The organism is Streptomyces fuscigenes, from assembly GCF_021556455.1.
Taxonomy (GTDB): domain Bacteria; phylum Actinomycetota; class Actinomycetes; order Streptomycetales; family Streptomycetaceae; genus Streptomyces; species Streptomyces fuscigenes.
The window spans coordinates 89,122-105,068 of the sequence record NZ_JAKGCV010000001.1 but is presented as its reverse complement, the minus strand read 5'-3'; the positions used below and the strand labels follow the sequence as shown (position 1 = coordinate 105,068).

At 72.9% G+C, this 15,947-nt stretch carries 16 protein-coding genes and 1 pseudogene; 11 read left to right on the top strand and 6 right to left on the bottom strand.

Annotation, left to right across the window (positions count from 1 at the left end; all coding sequences use genetic code 11):
* Positions 1-381: 381 nt before the first annotated feature.
* Positions 382-882: a winged helix-turn-helix transcriptional regulator gene (locus L1885_RS00465; RefSeq protein WP_235794876.1), complete on the bottom strand. Its 501-nt coding sequence runs from the start codon at positions 880-882 to the stop codon at positions 382-384.
* A gap of 137 nt (positions 883-1,019) precedes the next feature.
* Here L1885_RS00465 and L1885_RS00460 point away from each other — a divergent pair, with 137 nt between their 5' ends.
* Entirely contained in the window at positions 1,020-2,462 is a 1,443-nt protein-coding gene (locus L1885_RS00460) for an amidase (RefSeq protein ID WP_235794875.1), read from the top strand.
* A gap of 124 nt (positions 2,463-2,586) precedes the next feature.
* On the opposite strand, the gene L1885_RS00455 is transcribed toward L1885_RS00460, so the two are convergent.
* The gene (locus tag L1885_RS00455; protein ID WP_235794874.1) at positions 2,587-3,591 is read right to left on the bottom strand and encodes a Gfo/Idh/MocA family protein; all 1,005 of its coding nucleotides are present in this window, start codon (positions 3,589-3,591) and stop codon (positions 2,587-2,589) included.
* A gap of 103 nt (positions 3,592-3,694) precedes the next feature.
* On the opposite strand from L1885_RS00455, the gene L1885_RS00450 reads away from it, so the two are divergent.
* The 6 genes from L1885_RS00450 to L1885_RS00425 all read left to right on the top strand — a co-directional run bounded on the left by L1885_RS00450 (position 3,695) and on the right by L1885_RS00425 (position 9,532).
* Positions 3,695-4,450: a GntR family transcriptional regulator gene (locus L1885_RS00450; protein WP_235794873.1), complete on the top strand. Its 756-nt coding sequence runs from the start codon at positions 3,695-3,697 to the stop codon at positions 4,448-4,450.
* Between the two features lie 115 nt (positions 4,451-4,565).
* Positions 4,566-5,612, top strand: coding sequence for a sugar ABC transporter substrate-binding protein (locus L1885_RS00445; protein WP_443732424.1), 1,047 nt, complete (start codon positions 4,566-4,568; stop codon positions 5,610-5,612).
* On the top strand, positions 5,609-6,673 hold the full coding sequence (locus tag L1885_RS00440) for an ABC transporter permease (RefSeq protein WP_235794872.1): 1,065 nt from the start codon (positions 5,609-5,611) through the stop codon (positions 6,671-6,673). Before L1885_RS00445 ends, L1885_RS00440 begins: the two co-directional genes overlap by 4 nt.
* Complete coding sequence (locus tag L1885_RS00435) at positions 6,670-7,539, top strand: ATP-binding cassette domain-containing protein (RefSeq protein ID WP_235794871.1); 870 nt, start codon at positions 6,670-6,672, stop codon at positions 7,537-7,539. Before L1885_RS00440 ends, L1885_RS00435 begins: the two co-directional genes overlap by 4 nt.
* Before the next feature lie 221 nt (positions 7,540-7,760).
* The gene (locus L1885_RS00430) at positions 7,761-8,927 is read left to right on the top strand and encodes an ROK family glucokinase (protein WP_235794870.1); all 1,167 of its coding nucleotides are present in this window, start codon (positions 7,761-7,763) and stop codon (positions 8,925-8,927) included.
* Positions 8,924-9,532, top strand: coding sequence for a hypothetical protein (locus L1885_RS00425; protein WP_235794869.1), 609 nt, complete (start codon positions 8,924-8,926; stop codon positions 9,530-9,532). Before L1885_RS00430 ends, L1885_RS00425 begins: the two co-directional genes overlap by 4 nt.
* A 110-nt stretch (positions 9,533-9,642) precedes the next feature.
* Here L1885_RS00425 and L1885_RS00420 read toward each other — a convergent pair whose 3' ends face one another.
* Positions 9,643-10,422 carry an SDR family NAD(P)-dependent oxidoreductase gene (locus L1885_RS00420; protein WP_235794868.1) on the bottom strand — a complete coding sequence of 260 codons (780 nt, stop codon included), beginning with the start codon at positions 10,420-10,422 and terminating at the stop codon, positions 9,643-9,645.
* 289 nt (positions 10,423-10,711) lie between these two features.
* Entirely contained in the window at positions 10,712-11,029 is a 318-nt protein-coding gene (locus tag L1885_RS00415; protein ID WP_235794867.1) for a hypothetical protein, read from the bottom strand.
* Here L1885_RS00415 and L1885_RS00410 point away from each other — a divergent pair.
* The 3 genes and pseudogenes from L1885_RS00410 to L1885_RS00400 all read left to right on the top strand — a co-directional run.
* Positions 11,028-11,219 carry a hypothetical protein gene (locus L1885_RS00410; RefSeq protein ID WP_235794866.1) on the top strand — a complete coding sequence of 64 codons (192 nt, stop codon included), beginning with the start codon at positions 11,028-11,030 and terminating at the stop codon, positions 11,217-11,219. The genes L1885_RS00415 and L1885_RS00410 overlap by 2 nt on opposite strands.
* 55 nt (positions 11,220-11,274) lie before the next feature.
* Positions 11,275-12,285, top strand: a complete 1,011-nt coding sequence (locus tag L1885_RS00405; protein ID WP_235794865.1) for an alcohol dehydrogenase catalytic domain-containing protein — start codon at positions 11,275-11,277, stop codon at positions 12,283-12,285.
* A gap of 111 nt (positions 12,286-12,396) precedes the next feature.
* Positions 12,397-12,710: pseudogene (locus L1885_RS00400) on the top strand (SpoIIE family protein phosphatase); the annotation flags it as partial.
* Between the two features lie 194 nt (positions 12,711-12,904).
* Here the strand turns inward: L1885_RS00400 and L1885_RS00395 are convergent.
* The gene (locus L1885_RS00395) at positions 12,905-13,243 is read right to left on the bottom strand and encodes an STAS domain-containing protein (protein ID WP_235794864.1); all 339 of its coding nucleotides are present in this window, start codon (positions 13,241-13,243) and stop codon (positions 12,905-12,907) included.
* Between the two features lie 367 nt (positions 13,244-13,610).
* Here L1885_RS00395 and L1885_RS00390 point away from each other — a divergent pair, with 367 nt between their 5' ends.
* Complete coding sequence (locus tag L1885_RS00390) at positions 13,611-14,282, top strand: GAF domain-containing protein (RefSeq protein ID WP_235794863.1); 672 nt, start codon at positions 13,611-13,613, stop codon at positions 14,280-14,282.
* A gap of 326 nt (positions 14,283-14,608) precedes the next feature.
* On the opposite strand, the gene L1885_RS00385 is transcribed toward L1885_RS00390, so the two are convergent.
* On the bottom strand, positions 14,609-15,925 hold the full coding sequence (locus L1885_RS00385) for an NtaA/DmoA family FMN-dependent monooxygenase (RefSeq protein WP_235794862.1): 1,317 nt from the start codon (positions 15,923-15,925) through the stop codon (positions 14,609-14,611).
* Between the last annotated feature and the right edge of the window lie 22 nt (positions 15,926-15,947).

The window sequence follows — 15,947 nt, the reverse complement described above, 5'->3', positions numbered from 1 at the left end:
CGCGCGCGCCCGCTGCATCGGGACGGCGAAGTCCTTCTGGAACGAGACGGGGGAGTCCGGTCCCACGTCGGTGCCCTGCCGCGCGAGCCGGTCGAAGAAGGACGGGGTGTCGACCAGGCTGCCCACGCTTGAGACTCACGGCGGGCCCGTAGGAGTCGCGCGCGACGACGGTGGCGGCCCGCCCCTACACCCGGACGACCGCCGCGCCGTGGGCCGGTACCCGGGTCAGCGAGCCGATCGGGGTGACCTCGGCGGCGGCCTGCTGCGTCACGCCCTTCGGAGGCTGGTCCCAGAGGATGCGCCGGCCGGCCCCGCACGTGCCGGGACGCGGCGGGATCGACCCGGGCGTGCCGCGGGGTCAGGGGCCCGTGCGGGCCCGTCTCACGCGGTGGCGCCGGGGGGCGCGTCCTCGATCGGGAAGTTCGCGACGAGTCCCAGCTCGTCCATCCCCAGCAGCCTGCCGTCCTCGCTGCGGGCCTCGATCATGACGGGCTTCCCGGTGGCGCTCTCGACGAGGGTCAGCGGCCCCTCTCCCTCCGGCTGCAGGTGCCTGCTTCCCCACTGCATGAGCGCGAAGACCACCGGAAGGAGGTCGCGCCCCTTCGCGGTCAGGCAGTACTCGCTGCGGGTGCGCTTGCCCGCCTCCTGGTAGGGCTGCTTCGCCAGGATCCCGAGTTCGGTGAGGCGTTTCAGCCGCGCCGCCACGATCGCGTCCGTGCTGTGGGTACGGCGTACGAAGTCGTCGAAACGCCGTGTGCCGTACAGCGCCTCCCGCAGGACGAGCACGGTGGAGCGCGCGCCGAGCACGTCCATCGCCATCGCGATGGAGCAGTTGTCGAGCTGCCACCTGCCGCGGTCGGCGAGCGCTCCTTCGAGAGTCACCGGCATGGGTCCTCCACCGACTTTCCGATCGGGCCTGGCTATCTGATGTGGTAGTTGGATGCTAGCGTCTGGCATCCACTTCAACAAGTCAGCCCGGGTCCGGGTCGCCGGACTCCGGGACCTGAAAGGAAGCCGCCGTGACCGATGCCGAGGACGCCTACCGGACCGCGGCGGAGCAGGCCGAACTCCTCGACCGGCGCCAGGTGTCGGCCCTCGAACTGGTCGAAGCGGCGATCAGCCGCATCGAGAGGCTCGACGTGGAGATCAACGCGGTCGTGGTGCGGGACTTCGACCGCGCCCTCGTGGCGGCCCGCGCCGCCGACGCCGCGAGAGCGCGCGGTGAGCGCGGGCCGCTGCTCGGCGTCCCGGTGACCGTGAAGGAGTCCTTCAACATCGCGGGCCTGCCCACCACCTGGGGCATCCCGCCGTTCGTGGACTTCGTACCGGCCGAGGACGCCGTCGCGGTACGCAGGCTGAAGGCGGCCGGCGCGGTGGTCCTCGGCAAGACGAACGTGCCCGTCGCGCTGGGGGATCTGCAGACCTACAACCCGATCCACGGCACCACCCGCAACCCCTGGGACGCGGGCCGCACGCCGGGAGGGTCGTCGGGAGGTTCGGCGGCGGCGCTCGCCGCCGGGTTCGGGGCACTCTCCCTGGGTTCCGACATCGCAGGATCCCTGCGGGTGCCCGCGCACTTCACCGGCGTCCACGCCCACAAGGCCACCTTCGGCGTGCTGCCCGCCCGCGGGCACGTCGCGCCGCCGAACGCCCCTCTCGACTACAGCCGCGACCTCAGCGTGATCGGCCCGATGGCGCGCGGCGCGCGCGATCTCGCCACCGCGTTCGGCGTGCTGTCCGGCGGCCGGCACGGCGGCGGGCCCCGGCCCGCGCCCACCGAGCCGGCGGCCTGGCGCGTCCTGCTCCTCGACGACCACCCGCTCATCCCCACCTCGGGCGAGGTGCGCGAGGCCCTCGGGGCCCTGGCGCGGCGGCTGCGGGGCGACGGCTTCCGGGTGAGCCAGCACAGCGACCTCGTGCCCGACCTGGTGGAGGGGGCACGGGTGTACATGCGCCTGCTGCTCGCCTCGATCGCGTCGTCGTATCCGCCGGCGGCCTACGAGGACGCCCGCATCCGGGCTGCCGGCGTCGACCCCGGGGACACCGCTCTCGCCGCCGAACGGGCCCGCGGCGCCGTGCTCAGCCACCGGGCCTGGATCGAGGCGGACGCGGTCCGTGCCCGCCACCGGGAGGCCTGGGCCCGGCTGTTCCGCGAGTTCGACGTCGTCCTGTGCCCGCCCTCCCCGACGACCGCGTTCCCGCACGACCACAGCGCCGATCAGTGGGCGCGGACGATCATGATCGACGGCGTGGCGCACGACTACCCCGACCAGCTCGTCTGGTCCGGCCTCGCCGGGGCGCCCGGCCTGCCCGCGACGGTCGCGCCGATCGCGCGCTCCGCCGGCGGGCTCCCGGTCGGCGTCCAGATCATCGGCGCGCTCCACGCGGACCTCACCTGCATCCGCTTCGCCGAGCTGATCGAGCAGCGCTACGGGGGCTTCGTGCCGCCGCCGCTGCCCTGAGCCCGTACTGGACCGTGAGCCCGGACCGCGAGCCCGGACCGCGAGCCCGGACCGCGAGCCCGGGCCGCGAGCCCGGGCCGCGTCCCGGCCCGGAGCGGGCAGCCCCGCTCCGGGGGGACACGGCTCAGGCCTGTGCGATCTCCTCCAGCCGCACGGGCCGGTGCTGCGCCCGCGACAGCTCGCAGGCCTCCGCGATGCGCAGCGCGTGCAGGGCCTCGCGCGCGTCGCAGGGGTTCTCCCGCTCGCCGCGCACCACGTCCACGAACGCGTCGATCTCGGCCTCGTAGGCCGGGGCGAAGCGCTCCAGGAAACCGGGCCAGGGGTTCTCGCACCGCGGCGGGCCCTTCGGCTCGGTCGAGGTGATCGGCGTCCTGTCGTCCAGGCCCACGGCGAACTGGTCGTCGGTGCCCGCGAGTTCCATGCGCACGTCGTACCCCGCGCCGTTGCAGCGGGTCGCGGTCGCGGTGGCGAGCGTGCCGTCGTCGAGGGTGAGGACGGCCGCCGCGGTGGACACGTCGCCGGCCTCGCGGAACATCGCGGGGCCCTCGTCCGAGCCCGTCGCGTACACCTCGGTCACCTCGCGGCCGGTCACCCAGCGCAGGATGTCGAAGTCGTGCACCAGGCAGTCCCGGTACAGGCCGCCCGACAGGGGGAGGTACGCGGCCGGCGGCGGCGCCGGGTCGGAGGTGATCGCCCGTACGGTGTGCAGGCGGCCGAGGGCGCCCGAGCGCACGAGTTCGCGGGCCGCCGCGTACCCCTCGTCGAAGCGCCGCATGAAGCCGAGCTGCAGGACCGTGCCTGCGGCCTCGACGTCCCGGATCGCGCCGAGCGTGCCGGCGAGGTCGAGCGCGATGGGCTTCTCGCAGAAGGTGGGCAGCCCGGCCCGGGCTGCCCGTCCGATCAGTTCGGCGTGCGAGGACGTCGCCGAGGCGATGACCACCGCGTCCACGCCCCAGCTGAAGATCTCGTCCACCGAGGGGGCGGCCGTGGCCCCGGTCCGCTCCGCGACCGCGGCGGCCCGCGCGGCGTCGGTGTCCGCCACCACCAGGGCGCCGACCTCGCGGTGGCGGCTGAGCACGTCCGCGTGGAAACTGCCGATGCGGCCTGTGCCGATAAGTCCGATACGCATGGCCCTTAAGGTGGCGTTCACCGGCTCGCCCTGTCAAGCATTTGTCCTGACAATCGGACCTGGACCTTCCCGGTGCCGGGAGGCGAGGTCTACGCTCTGGCGCGTGACCGATCAGAGAGGCGAGCCACTCCCGCTCGAAGTGGACCGTACCAGCCCGGTGCCCCTCTACTACCAGCTGTCCCAGCAGCTGGAGGCGGCCATCGAGCGCGGCCGGCTCGCTCCCGGCAGCCTCCTCGGCAACGAGATCGACCTCGCCGCGCGGCTCGGCCTCTCCCGCCCCACCGTCCGCCAGGCCATCCAGTCCCTCGTGGACAAGGGGCTGCTCGTGCGCCGCAGGGGCGTCGGCACGCAGGTCGTGCACAGCCAGGTCAAGCGCCCGCTGGAGCTGTCCAGCCTCTACGACGACCTGGAGGCGGCCGGGCAGCGGCCCGCCACCCGGGTGCTGCGCCGCACGCCCAGGCCCGCGACCGCCGAGGTCGCCGCGGCGCTCGGGGTGGCCGAGGGCGCCGAGGTGCTGCTGCTGGAGCGCCTGCGCTACGCCCACGACGAGCCGATGGCGTACCTCCGCAACCACCTCCCCGCCGACCTGATCGACTGCGACAGCGAGCGCCTGGAGTCCACCGGCCTGTACCGGGTGATGCGGGCCGGGGGGATCACGCTGCACAGCGCCCGGCAGTCCGTCGGCGCGCGGGCCGCCACGCAGGAGGAGGCCGGCCGTCTCGGGGAGCCCGACGGCGCCCCGCTGCTGACCATGGAGCGGGTCACCTTCGACGACACCGGCCGCGCCGTCGAGTTCGGATCCCACGTCTACCGCGCGTCGCGCTACTCGTTCGAATTCCAACTCCTCGTGCGTCCCTGACCGTTCGCCGTGCGCCGGGACCCGGCGCACGGAAACGCGGGATGTACAGGCAAAGTATTGACGGGGCCGCGTACCCCGGCTAAAAAGCAGCGACCACGCGAAAGGGCATATTGTCGTGACAGGGATTCGAACAGGGGTACGACGCAAGTGGGGGAGGCGCTCCGTCCGGCGGGCCGCCGGCGCGGCGCTCGCGGTCACCCTCGCCGCCACCGCGCTGGCGGGCTGCAGCGCCACCGGCGGCAAGCGCGCCGAGGAGCGCGCGGCCGCCGCGAAGGCGGGCGGCCGCTCGGCGGTGAACACGCCGAAGTGGACCATCGGCATGGTCACCCACTCCGCCGACGGCGACACGTTCTGGGACATCGTCCAGAGCGGCGCCGAGCAGGCGGCGGTGAAGGACAACGTCAAGTTCCTCTACGCGCACAGCGACCAGGGGCAGGGCCAGGCGCAGCTCGTCCAGTCCTACATCGACAAGAAGGTCGACGGGCTGATCGTCACGCTGGCCAAGCCCGACGCGATGAAGGCCGTCGTCGCCCAGGCCACCAAGGCGGGCATACCGGTCATCACGGTCAACTCGGGTGCGGAGCAGTCCAAGGCGTTCGGCGCGCTCGCCCACATCGGCCAGGACGAGAGCACCGCCGGTGAGGCCGTCGGCGAGCAGCTGAACCAGGAGCACCGCAAGAAGGCGCTCTGCGTGATCCACGAGCAGGGCAACGTCGGCCTGGAACAGCGCTGCGCCGGCGCGAAGAAGACCTTCTCCGGGCAGCTGCAGAACCTCTACGTGGACGGCACGAGCACCCCCGACGTGCAGTCCTCCATCGAGGCCAAGCTGCAGGCCGACTCCTCCATCGACTCCGTCGTCACCCTCGGCGCGCCCTTCGCGGACGCGGCCCTCCAGGCGAAGCAGACCGCGGGCAGCAAGGCCGAGATCGACACCTTCGACCTCAACCAGCAGGTCGCCGCCAAGCTCAAGTCCGGCGCGCTCGGCTTCGCCGTCGACCAGCAGCCCTACCTCCAGGGCTACGAGGCGGTCGACCTGCTGTGGCTCTACAAGTACAACAAGGACGTCCTCGGCGGCGGCAAGCCCGTCCTCACCGGCCCGCAGATCGTGACCAAGAAGGACGCGCCCGCCCTGGAGGCCTATGCCAAGCGGGGCACCCGATGACCGCGACCGCCCCCTCCGTGCGGCCCCCGGCGAGCCCCGGCGGCGACGAGCGCCTGCTGCGGACCTCCCCGCTGCGCAAACTGATGGGCCGGCCCGAACTCGGCTCGGTCGTCGGCGCGGTCGCCGTCTTCGTGTTCTTCGCGCTCGTCGCCGACTCGTTCCTGCGCGCGTCCAGCCTCGCCACCGTGCTGTACGCCGCCTCCACCATCGGCATCATGGCGGTGCCGGTGTCGCTGCTGATGATCGGCGGCGAGTTCGACCTGTCCGCCGGCGTGATGGTGACAAGCTCCGCGCTGATCTCCTCCATGTTCAGCTACCAGATGACGGCGAACGCCTGGGTGGGCGTCGGGGTGTCGCTGCTGGTCACGGTCGGTTTCGGCGCCTTCAACGGCTTCATGCTGACCGTCACGAAACTGCCCAGCTTCATCATCACGCTGGGCACGTTCCTCATGCTCACCGGCCTGAACCTCGGCTTCACGAAGCTCATCGACGGCACGGTGTCCACGAAGACCATCGGCGACATGTGGGGCTTCGACTCGGCCCACCAGGTCTTCGCCTCCACCTGGACGATCGGCGGCATGGACCTGAAGGTCACCATCCTGTGGTGGCTGGTGATGGTCGCCGTCGCCACCTGGATCCTGCTGCGCACCCGCTTCGGCAACTGGATCTTCGCCGCCGGCGGCAACGCCGACATGGCCCGCGCCGTCGGCGTGCCGGTCAGGCGGACCAAGATCCTGCTCTACATGGGCGTCGGCTTCGGCGCCTGGGTCGCCGGGCAGAACCTGCTGTTCTCCTTCGACGCGGTCCAGTCCGGAGAGGGCGTCGGCAACGAGCTGATCTACATCATCGCCGCCGTCATCGGCGGCTGCCTGATCACCGGCGGCTACGGCTCCGCGATCGGCTCCGCAGTCGGGGCCCTGATCTTCGGCATGACCAACAAGGGCATCGTCTTCGCCGAGTGGAACCCCGACTGGTTCAAGTTCTTCGTCGGAGCCATGCTGCTGCTGGCCACCCTGCTCAACGCGTGGGTCCGCAGGCGCGCTGAGGAGTCACGATCATGATCGAACCCCCCGAAGAGGTCACGCCCGGGCGCCCGGCCCGCGAGGACGGCCGCACGCCGCTCGTGGAGCTCGCGGACGTCAGCAAGTACTACGGCAACATCCGGGCCCTGGAGGGGGTCTCGCTCGAGGTGCACCCCGGCGAGATCACCTGCGTGCTCGGCGACAACGGCGCCGGCAAGTCCACCCTCATCAAGATCATCGCGGGACTGCACCAGCACGACGGCGGCGACCTGCGCATCGAGGGCGAGACCGCCGTGCTCGGCTCGCCGCGCGAGGCGCTCGACCGGGGCATCGCCACGGTCTACCAGGACCTCGCCGTCGTCGCCCTCATGCCGGTGTGGCGCAACTTCTTCCTCGGCTCCGAGCCCACGAAGGGCAAGGGGCCCTTCCGCCGGCTCGACGTCGACTTCATGCGGGAGACGACACGCGCCCAGCTGCTGCGCATGGGCATCGACCTGCGCGACGTGGACCAGCCGATCGGCACCCTGTCGGGCGGAGAGCGGCAGTGCGTCGCCATCGCGCGCGCCGTCTACTTCGGCGCCAAGGTCCTCGTCCTGGACGAGCCCACCGCGGCGCTCGGCGTCAAGCAGTCCGGCGTCGTGCTGAAGTACGTGGCGGCCGCGCGCGACGCGGGCCTCGGCGTCGTCCTGATCACGCACAACCCGCACCACGCCTACCTCGTCGGCGACCGCTTCGTGCTGCTCAAGCGCGGCGCCATGGCCGGCAGCCACGCCAAGGACGGGATCGCCCTGGACGAGCTCATCCAGCAGATGGCGGGCGGCTCGGAGCTCGAGGAACTCAGCCACGAGCTGGCCCGCGCGCCCGTCCCGGACCACCTGGGCGGCCATACGGCAGACGCCGAGTAAACGCCACACACGAAACCCCTACACGCCAGATGGCACAATCGCCGGTGGCGGGCACCGTCCGCCGCGCTGCCCGCCACCGGGCAGGGCCCCGACCCCGCAGGGACGACACGACTCGTGCGAGCATCCAGGCCACGGCCCGGCCGCCGGCACCTCCAGCACGGCACCCACCGGCAAGGGGGCGCCACCGGCACCCCGGCCGCCCGGGCGGGAGGCGCGCTCCTGTGAGCACCTACCGCGACCTCGCGCACCGCTCCACCGCCCGCGCGACCGTGCTGCGCACGGCCGGCACCCGCGAGCGCCGCTCCCACCTCAGCGCACCCCGGGTGCCGACCGTGGGCATCGACATCGGCGGCACGAAGGTGATGGCCGGCGTCGTCGACGCCGACGGGCAGATCCTGGAGCACCTGCGCACCGAGACCCCCGACAAGTCCAAGAGCCCCAAGGTCGTCGAGGACACCATCGTCGAGCTGGTCCTCGACCTCTCCGACCGGCACGACGTGCACGCCGTCGGCATCGGCGCGGCGGGCTGGGTGGACGCGGAGCGTTCGCGCGTCCTGTTCGCGCCCCACCTCGCCTGGCGCGACGAGCCCCTCCGGGACGCCCTCGCCGCCCGCCTCGCCGTGCCCGTCATGGTCGACAACGACGCGAACACCGCCGCGTGGGCCGAGTGGCGCTTCGGCGCGGGCCGCGGCGAGGACCACCTGGTCATGATCACGCTGGGCACGGGCATCGGCGGCGCCATCCTCGAAGAGGGCCGCGTCAAGCGCGGCAAGTACGGCGTCGCCGGCGAGTTCGGCCACATGCAGGTGGTGCCCGGCGGCCACCGCTGCCCCTGCGGCAACCGCGGCTGCTGGGAGCAGTACAGCTCCGGCAACGCGCTGGTGCGGGAGGCGCGCGAGCTCGCCGCCGCCGACTCGCCCGTCGCGTACAACATCATCGAGCGGGTCAAGGGCAACGTCCACGAGATCACCGGACCGCTGATCACGGAGCTCGCCCGCGAGGGCGACGCGATGTGCGTCGAGCTGTTCCAGGACATCGGCCAGTGGCTCGGCGTCGGCATCGCCAACCTGGCGGCCGCCCTCGACCCGTCCTGCTTCGTCATCGGCGGCGGCGTGAGCGCGGCGGACGACCTGCTGATCGGCCCCGCGCGCGACGCGTTCCGCCGCCAGCTCACGGGCCGCGGCTACCGCCCCGAGGCCCGTATCGTGAAGGCCCAGCTCGGGCCGGAGGCGGGCATGGTCGGCGCGGCCGACCTCGCGCGTCTCGTCGCCCGCCGCTTCCGCCGGGCGAACCGCCGCCGCGCCGAGCGGCACGAGCGCTACGAGCGCTACGCGCAGGCCATCAGGAACACCCGCACGACCACCCCGGAGCAGGAACCGCCGTCATGACCCCGCAGTCCGCACCTCCGACGACCCCGCCCCCCGCCCCGGCCGCGCCGGCCGCGGGGGACGGCGGGAAGCCGCCGGAGGACCGCCGCCACCGCAACCGCAGGCGGCTGCTGACCCTCATCGTCATCGTGCTGCTCGTCGGGGTGCCGGCCGGCTACCTCGCGATCGCCGCCGAGCAGAGCCGCGACAGCGGCCGCAAGAGCGAGGCGGAGGCGGCGGCGACCGGCCTCCAGCCGATACGGCCCGCCGGGTTCCGCAAGCGCATCTACGACGTGCCGATCCCCGCCGGCGCCAGCAAGGTGCGCTACTACGAGACGAACAACTGGAGGAGCAGCCGGCTCTACGCCCAGTTCGACGTCACGTCGGGGCGTCTGGACACGTTCCTCAACCAGATGGGCACCGACCGCTCGGCGCTTCGGCCCGGCGCGGTGACGATCTCCGAGCGCGACCAGAAGATCGCGAAGTGGGACTTCTCCGTGCCCGACCACCTCTGGGCGGGGCTCGTCCTCAAGCAGAAGGACCCGCTGCCCACGGTGGACGTCATCGTGGACCTCTCGGACCCCGCGACGCCCCGCGTCTACGTGGTCTCCACCGCCAAGCCGTAGCCCGCGCGCCCGGGACGCACCCGTTCCGGGCATGGTCGGGAACGCTGGTACGACGTGACGTCCGGGACCCGATCGCCGGGTCCCGGGCGTCACGTCGTCCCGCCGCGTGCTCAGGCCGCCAGGTAGCGGCCCGCCAGGTTCGGGCTCTGACCGGCGAAGGCGGCGAGGTCGGCCGCGAAGACGGCGTCGAGGAGGGCCGCGTCCTCCACGCCCGGGGCGCAGACGACCTCACCGAGCTCCAGGCCCCGCAGGCCCGCGGTGACCACGTCCTCGGCGCTCATCCGGGGCACGACGCTCATGTCGAGGCCCTGGCGCTCGTGGAACTCGGTCGCCACCACGCCCGGGCACAGCACCTCGACACGGACCCCGGTGCCCTCCAGTTCGGCACCGAGGGTCTGGGACATGGCGACGAGGTGCGCCAGCGCGCCCGCGTAGACCGCCCGGCGCGGCATCTGGGAGTGGGGGGCCGGGCCCGAGAACGCGATCATGCCGGCCACGTTGACGACGGCGCCCCGGCCGCGCTCCAGCATGCCCGGCAGCGCGGCGCGCGTCAGCAGCGTCGGGGCGAGCACCTTGACGCCGACGAGTTCGCGGGCCTTGGCGGCCGGCAGTTCCGCCAGCGGCATGTAGTGGGCGACGCCGGCGTTGTTCACCAGCAGGTCCAGGGGCCGGCTCGCGCACAGCGCGGCGACCCGGTCGATGCCCTCGTCGGTGGCGAGGTCGGCCTCGACGGCCGTGACCGACGTGTCCGGGTGCGCGGCGGCGAACTCCTCGAGCCGGTCGCGGCGGCGGCCCACGACGACGAGGTCGTGGCCGTCGTCCGCCAGCCGTTCGGCGAACGCCCTGCCGATGCCCGAGGTGGCGCCGGTGACGAGTGCGAGCTTGCTCATGGGTGTGCGTTCCTTTCGAACCTTGCGAAGGCCGGCCGCGTCGCGGGTCCCGGTGACCCTGCGATCCGGGCCCGGCCCGGGCGGCCGGGCGGCGCGGCTCCGTCACGGGGCTCCGCGTCCGGGACCGGGAGGCCGCGCCTCGCGCACGAGCCCGGCGGACCGGACCGTTGCGGGCGGCTCCCCCGCGCCCTGTCCACCAGCATGGGCGCGGGCCCGAGGGCCTGCCAGGGTTCCGGCCTTCCTGGGACTGCCGGTGCCAGGACCCCGGCCGCCGCCGGGCGGCGCCGGCTCACCCCCGCCCGGGGAACGCGTGCCTGCGGGCGCCGGCGACGTACACCAGGGCGGGCACGCCGGAGAACACGGCTGGCACCAGCGCGGCGGCCGCGAACACCACCGTGCTCGCCACGACGAGCCGGCGCAGGTGCCGGACGATGTGCGTGCCGACCACGACCACGCTCAGGACGGACGTGGTGCCGAGGACGAACAGCACCCGGCCCGCCCGGCCCGCCATGCCCGCGTGGCGCAGGAGATCCGTGATGCAGGCGTACAGGATGTTGTGCGCGATCCTGTACGCGGCCGGCGCGCACAGGAAGTCCTGCGGCGGCATGCGCTTCCAGCAGCCGCTGGCCGGCGCGATGACGCTGCGCCACGAGACCCTGACCCTGCCGGGTGACCCGGGACGGACGCCGCTCCCGCTCCTGTCCGGCCGTGCCGACCGCGCCCCGCGCTCGCCTGTCCGGGTGGCCGCCCCCGGCCCGCCCGTCCCGAACCGGCGCGCGGGGTGGCGCCCCCACTAGTGTCGCCGGACCGCGGCGAATCCTTCGCCCTCTTTGCCCGGATCGAGGTCAGCTCATGCTCGTGGCCCTTGCCACCGCCGCCGACGCGCCGCTCGCCCTCACCGAACGCGAGGTGCCCGAGCCGGGGTACGGCGAGGTCCTGGTCGAGATCACCGCGTGCGGGGTCTGCTACACGGACCTGGACCTGCTGCGGGGACTCTGGCCGATGGCCCGCTTCCCGATCGTGCCCGGCCACGAGATCACCGGCGTGGTGGCGGCGGCCGGGCCCGGGGTCTCCTGGCCGCCCGTCGGCGCGGCGGTGGGCGCCCAGTTCCTCGGCGACTCCTGCCGGCACTGCGACTACTGCGTGCGCGGCGAGCAGATCCTCTGCCCGGGCAAGCGCATCACCGGCATCGAGATGGACGGCGGTTACGCCGAGTACGCGGTGCTCAAGTCGGACTTCCTCACGCCGCTGCCGGCGGGGCTGGACCCGGTCGCGGCGGCTCCCCTGATGTGCGCGGGCCTGACCGCGTACAACGCCCTTCGCCGGGGTGGCATCACGCCCACGTCGAGGGTCGCCGTCATCGGCACGGGAGCCATGGGCGTACTGGCCGTGCGCTACGCCGTCGCCATGGGCGCGCGCGTGGCCGTCGTCAGCCGCTCGGCGAGGGGCGAGGCGGCGGCACGGGAGCGGGGCGCGGAGCTGTTCGTCGCCACGGAGGAGGGCGATCCCGGCTCGGCGCTCGCCGCCTGGGACGGCGGCGCGAACCTGGTCCTCAACACCACTCCCTCCACCGCGGCGGCCGCGGCCACGGTCACGGGCCTCGCCCCCGACGGCGTCCTCGCCCTGGCCGGGTACGGTCCCGAGCCCCTGACCCTGCCCACGCAGACGATGGTCCTGAACCGGCTGCACGCCGTGATCAACCCGTCCGGTTCCCCGCACGACACCCGCGACGCCCTCGCGTTCTCCCTCGCGCACGGCATCCTGCCGGACGTGACCCCGATCGGCCTGCCCGACGTCCGCGCGGCGCTGGACGCGATGGCTGCGGGCCACGGCGGGAAGCGGTCCGTCATCGTCTTCGGGTGACGCTGTCGGGGCGGCCGTGCGGCCCGCAGATGTGAAGAAGCCCGAAAGATACGCGTCGCCGGGCGCGGCGGTCCTCCCCGGAACCTCCCGGAGCCGCCCCCGCGTGGACACGGTGTGCGGGAGCAGGAGCAGGACGGGGTGCTGGACTTCGACCTGCGACCGGAGGATCGCCTCGTGCTCTACACCGACGGCATGCAGGAGAGGCAGGCCGCCGATGTGGACCTGCCCGCGCTGGTCCTCGCCACCGCGGCGAGCACCCCCCGCGGGTCGTCCGTGCCTTGACTGCCGCGGTCATCGACGTCTGCGGCGGCGACCTTCAAGACGACGCCACGGTCGTCTGCCTCGACTGGCACGGCCCCGGCCCGGCGCGAGAAAGCAGCCGAAGCGGTCGGTCGGCGGCCCGAAAGCGGTGGGTCGGTAGGTGATCCGGGCCCGTCTCGCCCGTGAGCGGACCGCCGCTGCTCGCGGACGGGGGCGTCTGGCTCTCGGGGGAAGCCTGACGCGTGCCGGAGCAACGGCGGTCCGTGTAAGTGGCAACGACCGTGCTTCGGCGTGGGTCACGGCCTTGATCTTGTGGGCGTGGAGTCTTCACAGACGTGGGGATCGCGCGGGGGTGCGATCACGCGGCAGCCTCGGGCGGGCCGTCGGGGAGGAAGTCCTCCCACCTGCCGGCGGGGAACAGATGCTGGGCCAGGAGCAGGAGCCGCCGGGGTTGTCGGGCCAGGCCGATCACGCTGAGTGTTCGGCCTGTTTCCCGGCAGGCGTTGCGCTGGCGGGCGAGGAGGTGCAGGCCGGCGACGTCCATGAAGCGGGCGTGGTCGAGGTCCCACACCAGGTGGGTCACCGAGGTCGGCAGGGCCCGGGCGGCGGCATCGAGGTCGGGCAGGGTCGCGGCGTCTATTTCCCCGTGCGGGCGGATGACGGCGGTGGTGTGGTCGATCGTGGTGGTGACGAGCATGTGGGCGCCCCCGTTCAAGGGGTCATGAGCCCAGCGCGCCCGGGCGCCGACAGAGGCGTCCCGGCAGCGGTGGCACGTCCGGGTGCCCGTGAAGGGGGCGATTCCCGGAGCCGGTGAACCAGCGCCCTGCTTCCCAAAACGCCGATCGATCTCTTCTTCTGCCATGGTGGCACACAGGCAGCACGCGCGGCGAGCGGCTGGACGGCCGCCGGCCGAGGGCGGGCGGGAGGATGGACGGTGGAGCAGGGCGCACGGCCGTGAGCGCCCGGTCGTCCGGCCAGGCGCGGTGTGGGTATGGCCGCGGGAGCAGACCGCGAAGCGATGCACCGGGAAGCGGGGCTCAGGCACGGACTGGCAGGACTACGCGATGCGGCTGGCGGACATGGCCCGGGACCTGCTCAAGCAGACGTCCGTGGAGGCAACGCTGGAGCACGTCACGGCGTCGGCGGTCGAGCTGGTGGAGGGCTGCGACGCGGCCGGCATCCTCGTCCTGCACGGCCGCCGCGTGCAGAGCCTGGCACCCACCCACGCTCTGGTCGTGCAGTCCGACATGCTCCAGGAGCAGGAGCAGGAGCAGGAGCAGGAGCAGGAGCAGGAAGGCCCGTGCTTCGACGCCAGCCGCGAGAGCGAGCAGGTGTACCGGATCGAGGACCTCACCGATCACCGGAGCCGGTGGCCGCGCTACGCGCCCCGCGCCCGCCAGCTGGGTGTCGGCAGCATGATGGGCTTCCTGCTCTACACCGACGAGCAGACCCTCGGCTCCCTGAACCTGTATTCGGCCCGGCCGGCGGCGTTCACAAAGGACAGCGAGACGATCGGCTGGGTGCTGGCCTCGCACGCGGCCGTGCCGAGTACGCGGCGGTCGGGGGTCGTCGCCAAGACGGCGGGGCGGTGCATACCGGCCGGGTGCAGCAGCGGCTGGGCGATGGTCCGCGCTTACGACACCGTCGAAGCACCTTCGCCGGCGTCATTAGGCGGCCGGGCGCGCCGACGACGCTGCTGCTCGGGCGCCGCGGCCCGGCGGGGCGCCTACACCTGATGGACCGGACCACGCGCTCCTAGCCGCCGAGTGCGCAGCACTTGGCCCGCGGCGGCCCCCGGCCGGTCCTCAGCACCCCTGGCACGCTCCACGTCCACCGCGGCGTAGGGGGCGGTAGATGACGTTGCCGCGGTGTCTGCGCAGAACCGGCGACGGCGCCCGTTCCGTCATGCGGCGACCTCGGGCGGGGCGTCGGGGAGGAAGTCCTCCCACTTCTCATCGGGGAACACGTCCTGGGCCAGCAGCAGGAGCCGGAGTGGCTGCCGTGCGAGGCCGATCACGCTGAGCGTCCGGCCCGCTTCCAGACACGCTTGCCTGCGCACGGCCTACTGCGAGCGGACGGGGCGTGGCAGGCCCAGGTGTTCGCGCAGCGTGCTGCCCGTGTAGGCGGTACGGTATCGGCCCTCGCGCTGCAGGATGGGCACGACGTGATCGACGAATGTCGTCAGTTCATGGGGAAGCGTCGAACCCATGATGGTGAACCCGTCGGCCGCACCGCTGTCCTGCCAGTCCCCGATGAACACGGCGAGTTGCTCCGGTGTGCCGGTGAAATGCAGCTGTCCGGCGCCGCCGGTGAGATCGCGGGCGAGCGCCCTCAGTGGGACATCGGGGTTGCGGCGGGCCGTGTCGAACAGTTGCTCTGCTCTGCTGGACGGCGCGGCGCGGTCCTGCCAGAGTTCGGCCGGCAGCGGTGCGTCGCCGTCGTAGGCGTCGGGGTCCAGCCCTGCTGTGTAGAGGGCGTTTTGCCAGCGGAAGTCTTCGCTGGCGAGGTTTTCGAGCTCGTGGGCCCGTTCGCGGGCCTCCTCCTCTGTGCCGCCAAGGGTGATCATCAAGGCGGGCAGGACGGAGACGTCGTCCGGTGCGCGTCCCGCCGTGGCGGTCTCGGCGCGCAGGCGCGTGCGGAAGGCGACGGCTGCTTCCTTGGAGGCGGGTCCGCTGAAGACCATCTCGGCGTACTTCGCGGAGAGGGCGATTCCCGCCGGTGACTGGCCCGCCTGCACGAGCAGGGGCCGGCCCTGCGGCGAGCGGGGGAAGGGGAGAAGGCCCTCCACGTGGTGGTACCGGCCGTGGAAGCGGGGCGTGTGCAGCCTGTTGCGGTCGGCCCAGATGCCGCTTTCCCGGTCGCCGACGACCGCGTCGTCCTCCCAGCTGTCCCAGACCCGGATCGCGGCGTCGACGAACTCCTCCGCGCGTGCGTACCGTTCGGCGTGGCCGAGGTGGCTCTCCTCTCCGAACGCGGCCGCTGCCAGGGGAGTGATGGTGGTGACGATGTTCCATCCGGCGCGGCCGCCGCTGAGATGGTCGAGGGTGGCGAAACGCCGCGCCAGCTCCCATGGCCGACTGTACGTGGTGGAGCCGGTCCCGATCAGTCCGATGCGTTGTGTCAGCCCGGCCAGGGCGGAGAGGACCGAGATGGGGTCGAACTGCGTCTGGGGAAGATACTGGGCCCGGTACTCGGCGATGGCCAGGTTGTCGGCGAGGAAGACCGCGTCCATCAGGCCTCGTTCCGCCACCCGCGCGATCTCGGCGTAGTAGGGCAGGCCGAGGACGTCGCGCACGTCGTTGTCGACGACGCGCCACGCCGACTCGTGATAACCGTGGGGCCAGATGAAGGCGTTGAAATGCAGGGGCGCTCGATTCATCGGGTTGCCTTTCCTGGGAGGA

Bases quoted from the DNA above. Each gene is read 5' to 3' on its own strand.
- L1885_RS00455 (WP_235794874.1), bottom strand. From the start codon at position 3,591: ATGCGTATCGGACTTATCGGCACAGGCCGCATCGGCAGTTTCCACGCG.
- L1885_RS00440 (WP_235794872.1), top strand. From the start codon at position 5,609: ATGACCGCGACCGCCCCCTCCGTGCGGCCCCCGGCGAGCCCCGGCGGC.
- L1885_RS00435 (WP_235794871.1), top strand. From the start codon at position 6,670: ATGATCGAACCCCCCGAAGAGGTCACGCCCGGGCGCCCGGCCCGCGAG.
- L1885_RS00425 (WP_235794869.1), top strand. From the start codon at position 8,924: ATGACCCCGCAGTCCGCACCTCCGACGACCCCGCCCCCCGCCCCGGCC.
- L1885_RS00420 (WP_235794868.1), bottom strand. From the start codon at position 10,422: ATGAGCAAGCTCGCACTCGTCACCGGCGCCACCTCGGGCATCGGCAGG.
- L1885_RS00410 (WP_235794866.1), top strand. From the start codon at position 11,028: ATGCGCTTCCAGCAGCCGCTGGCCGGCGCGATGACGCTGCGCCACGAG.
- L1885_RS00415 (WP_235794867.1), bottom strand. From the start codon at position 11,029: ATGCCGCCGCAGGACTTCCTGTGCGCGCCGGCCGCGTACAGGATCGCG.
- L1885_RS00405 (WP_235794865.1), top strand. From the start codon at position 11,275: ATGCTCGTGGCCCTTGCCACCGCCGCCGACGCGCCGCTCGCCCTCACC.
- L1885_RS00395 (WP_235794864.1), bottom strand. From the start codon at position 13,243: ATGCTCGTCACCACCACGATCGACCACACCACCGCCGTCATCCGCCCG.
- L1885_RS00390 (WP_235794863.1), top strand. From the start codon at position 13,611: ATGCGGCTGGCGGACATGGCCCGGGACCTGCTCAAGCAGACGTCCGTG.
- L1885_RS00385 (WP_235794862.1), bottom strand. From the start codon at position 15,925: ATGAATCGAGCGCCCCTGCATTTCAACGCCTTCATCTGGCCCCACGGT.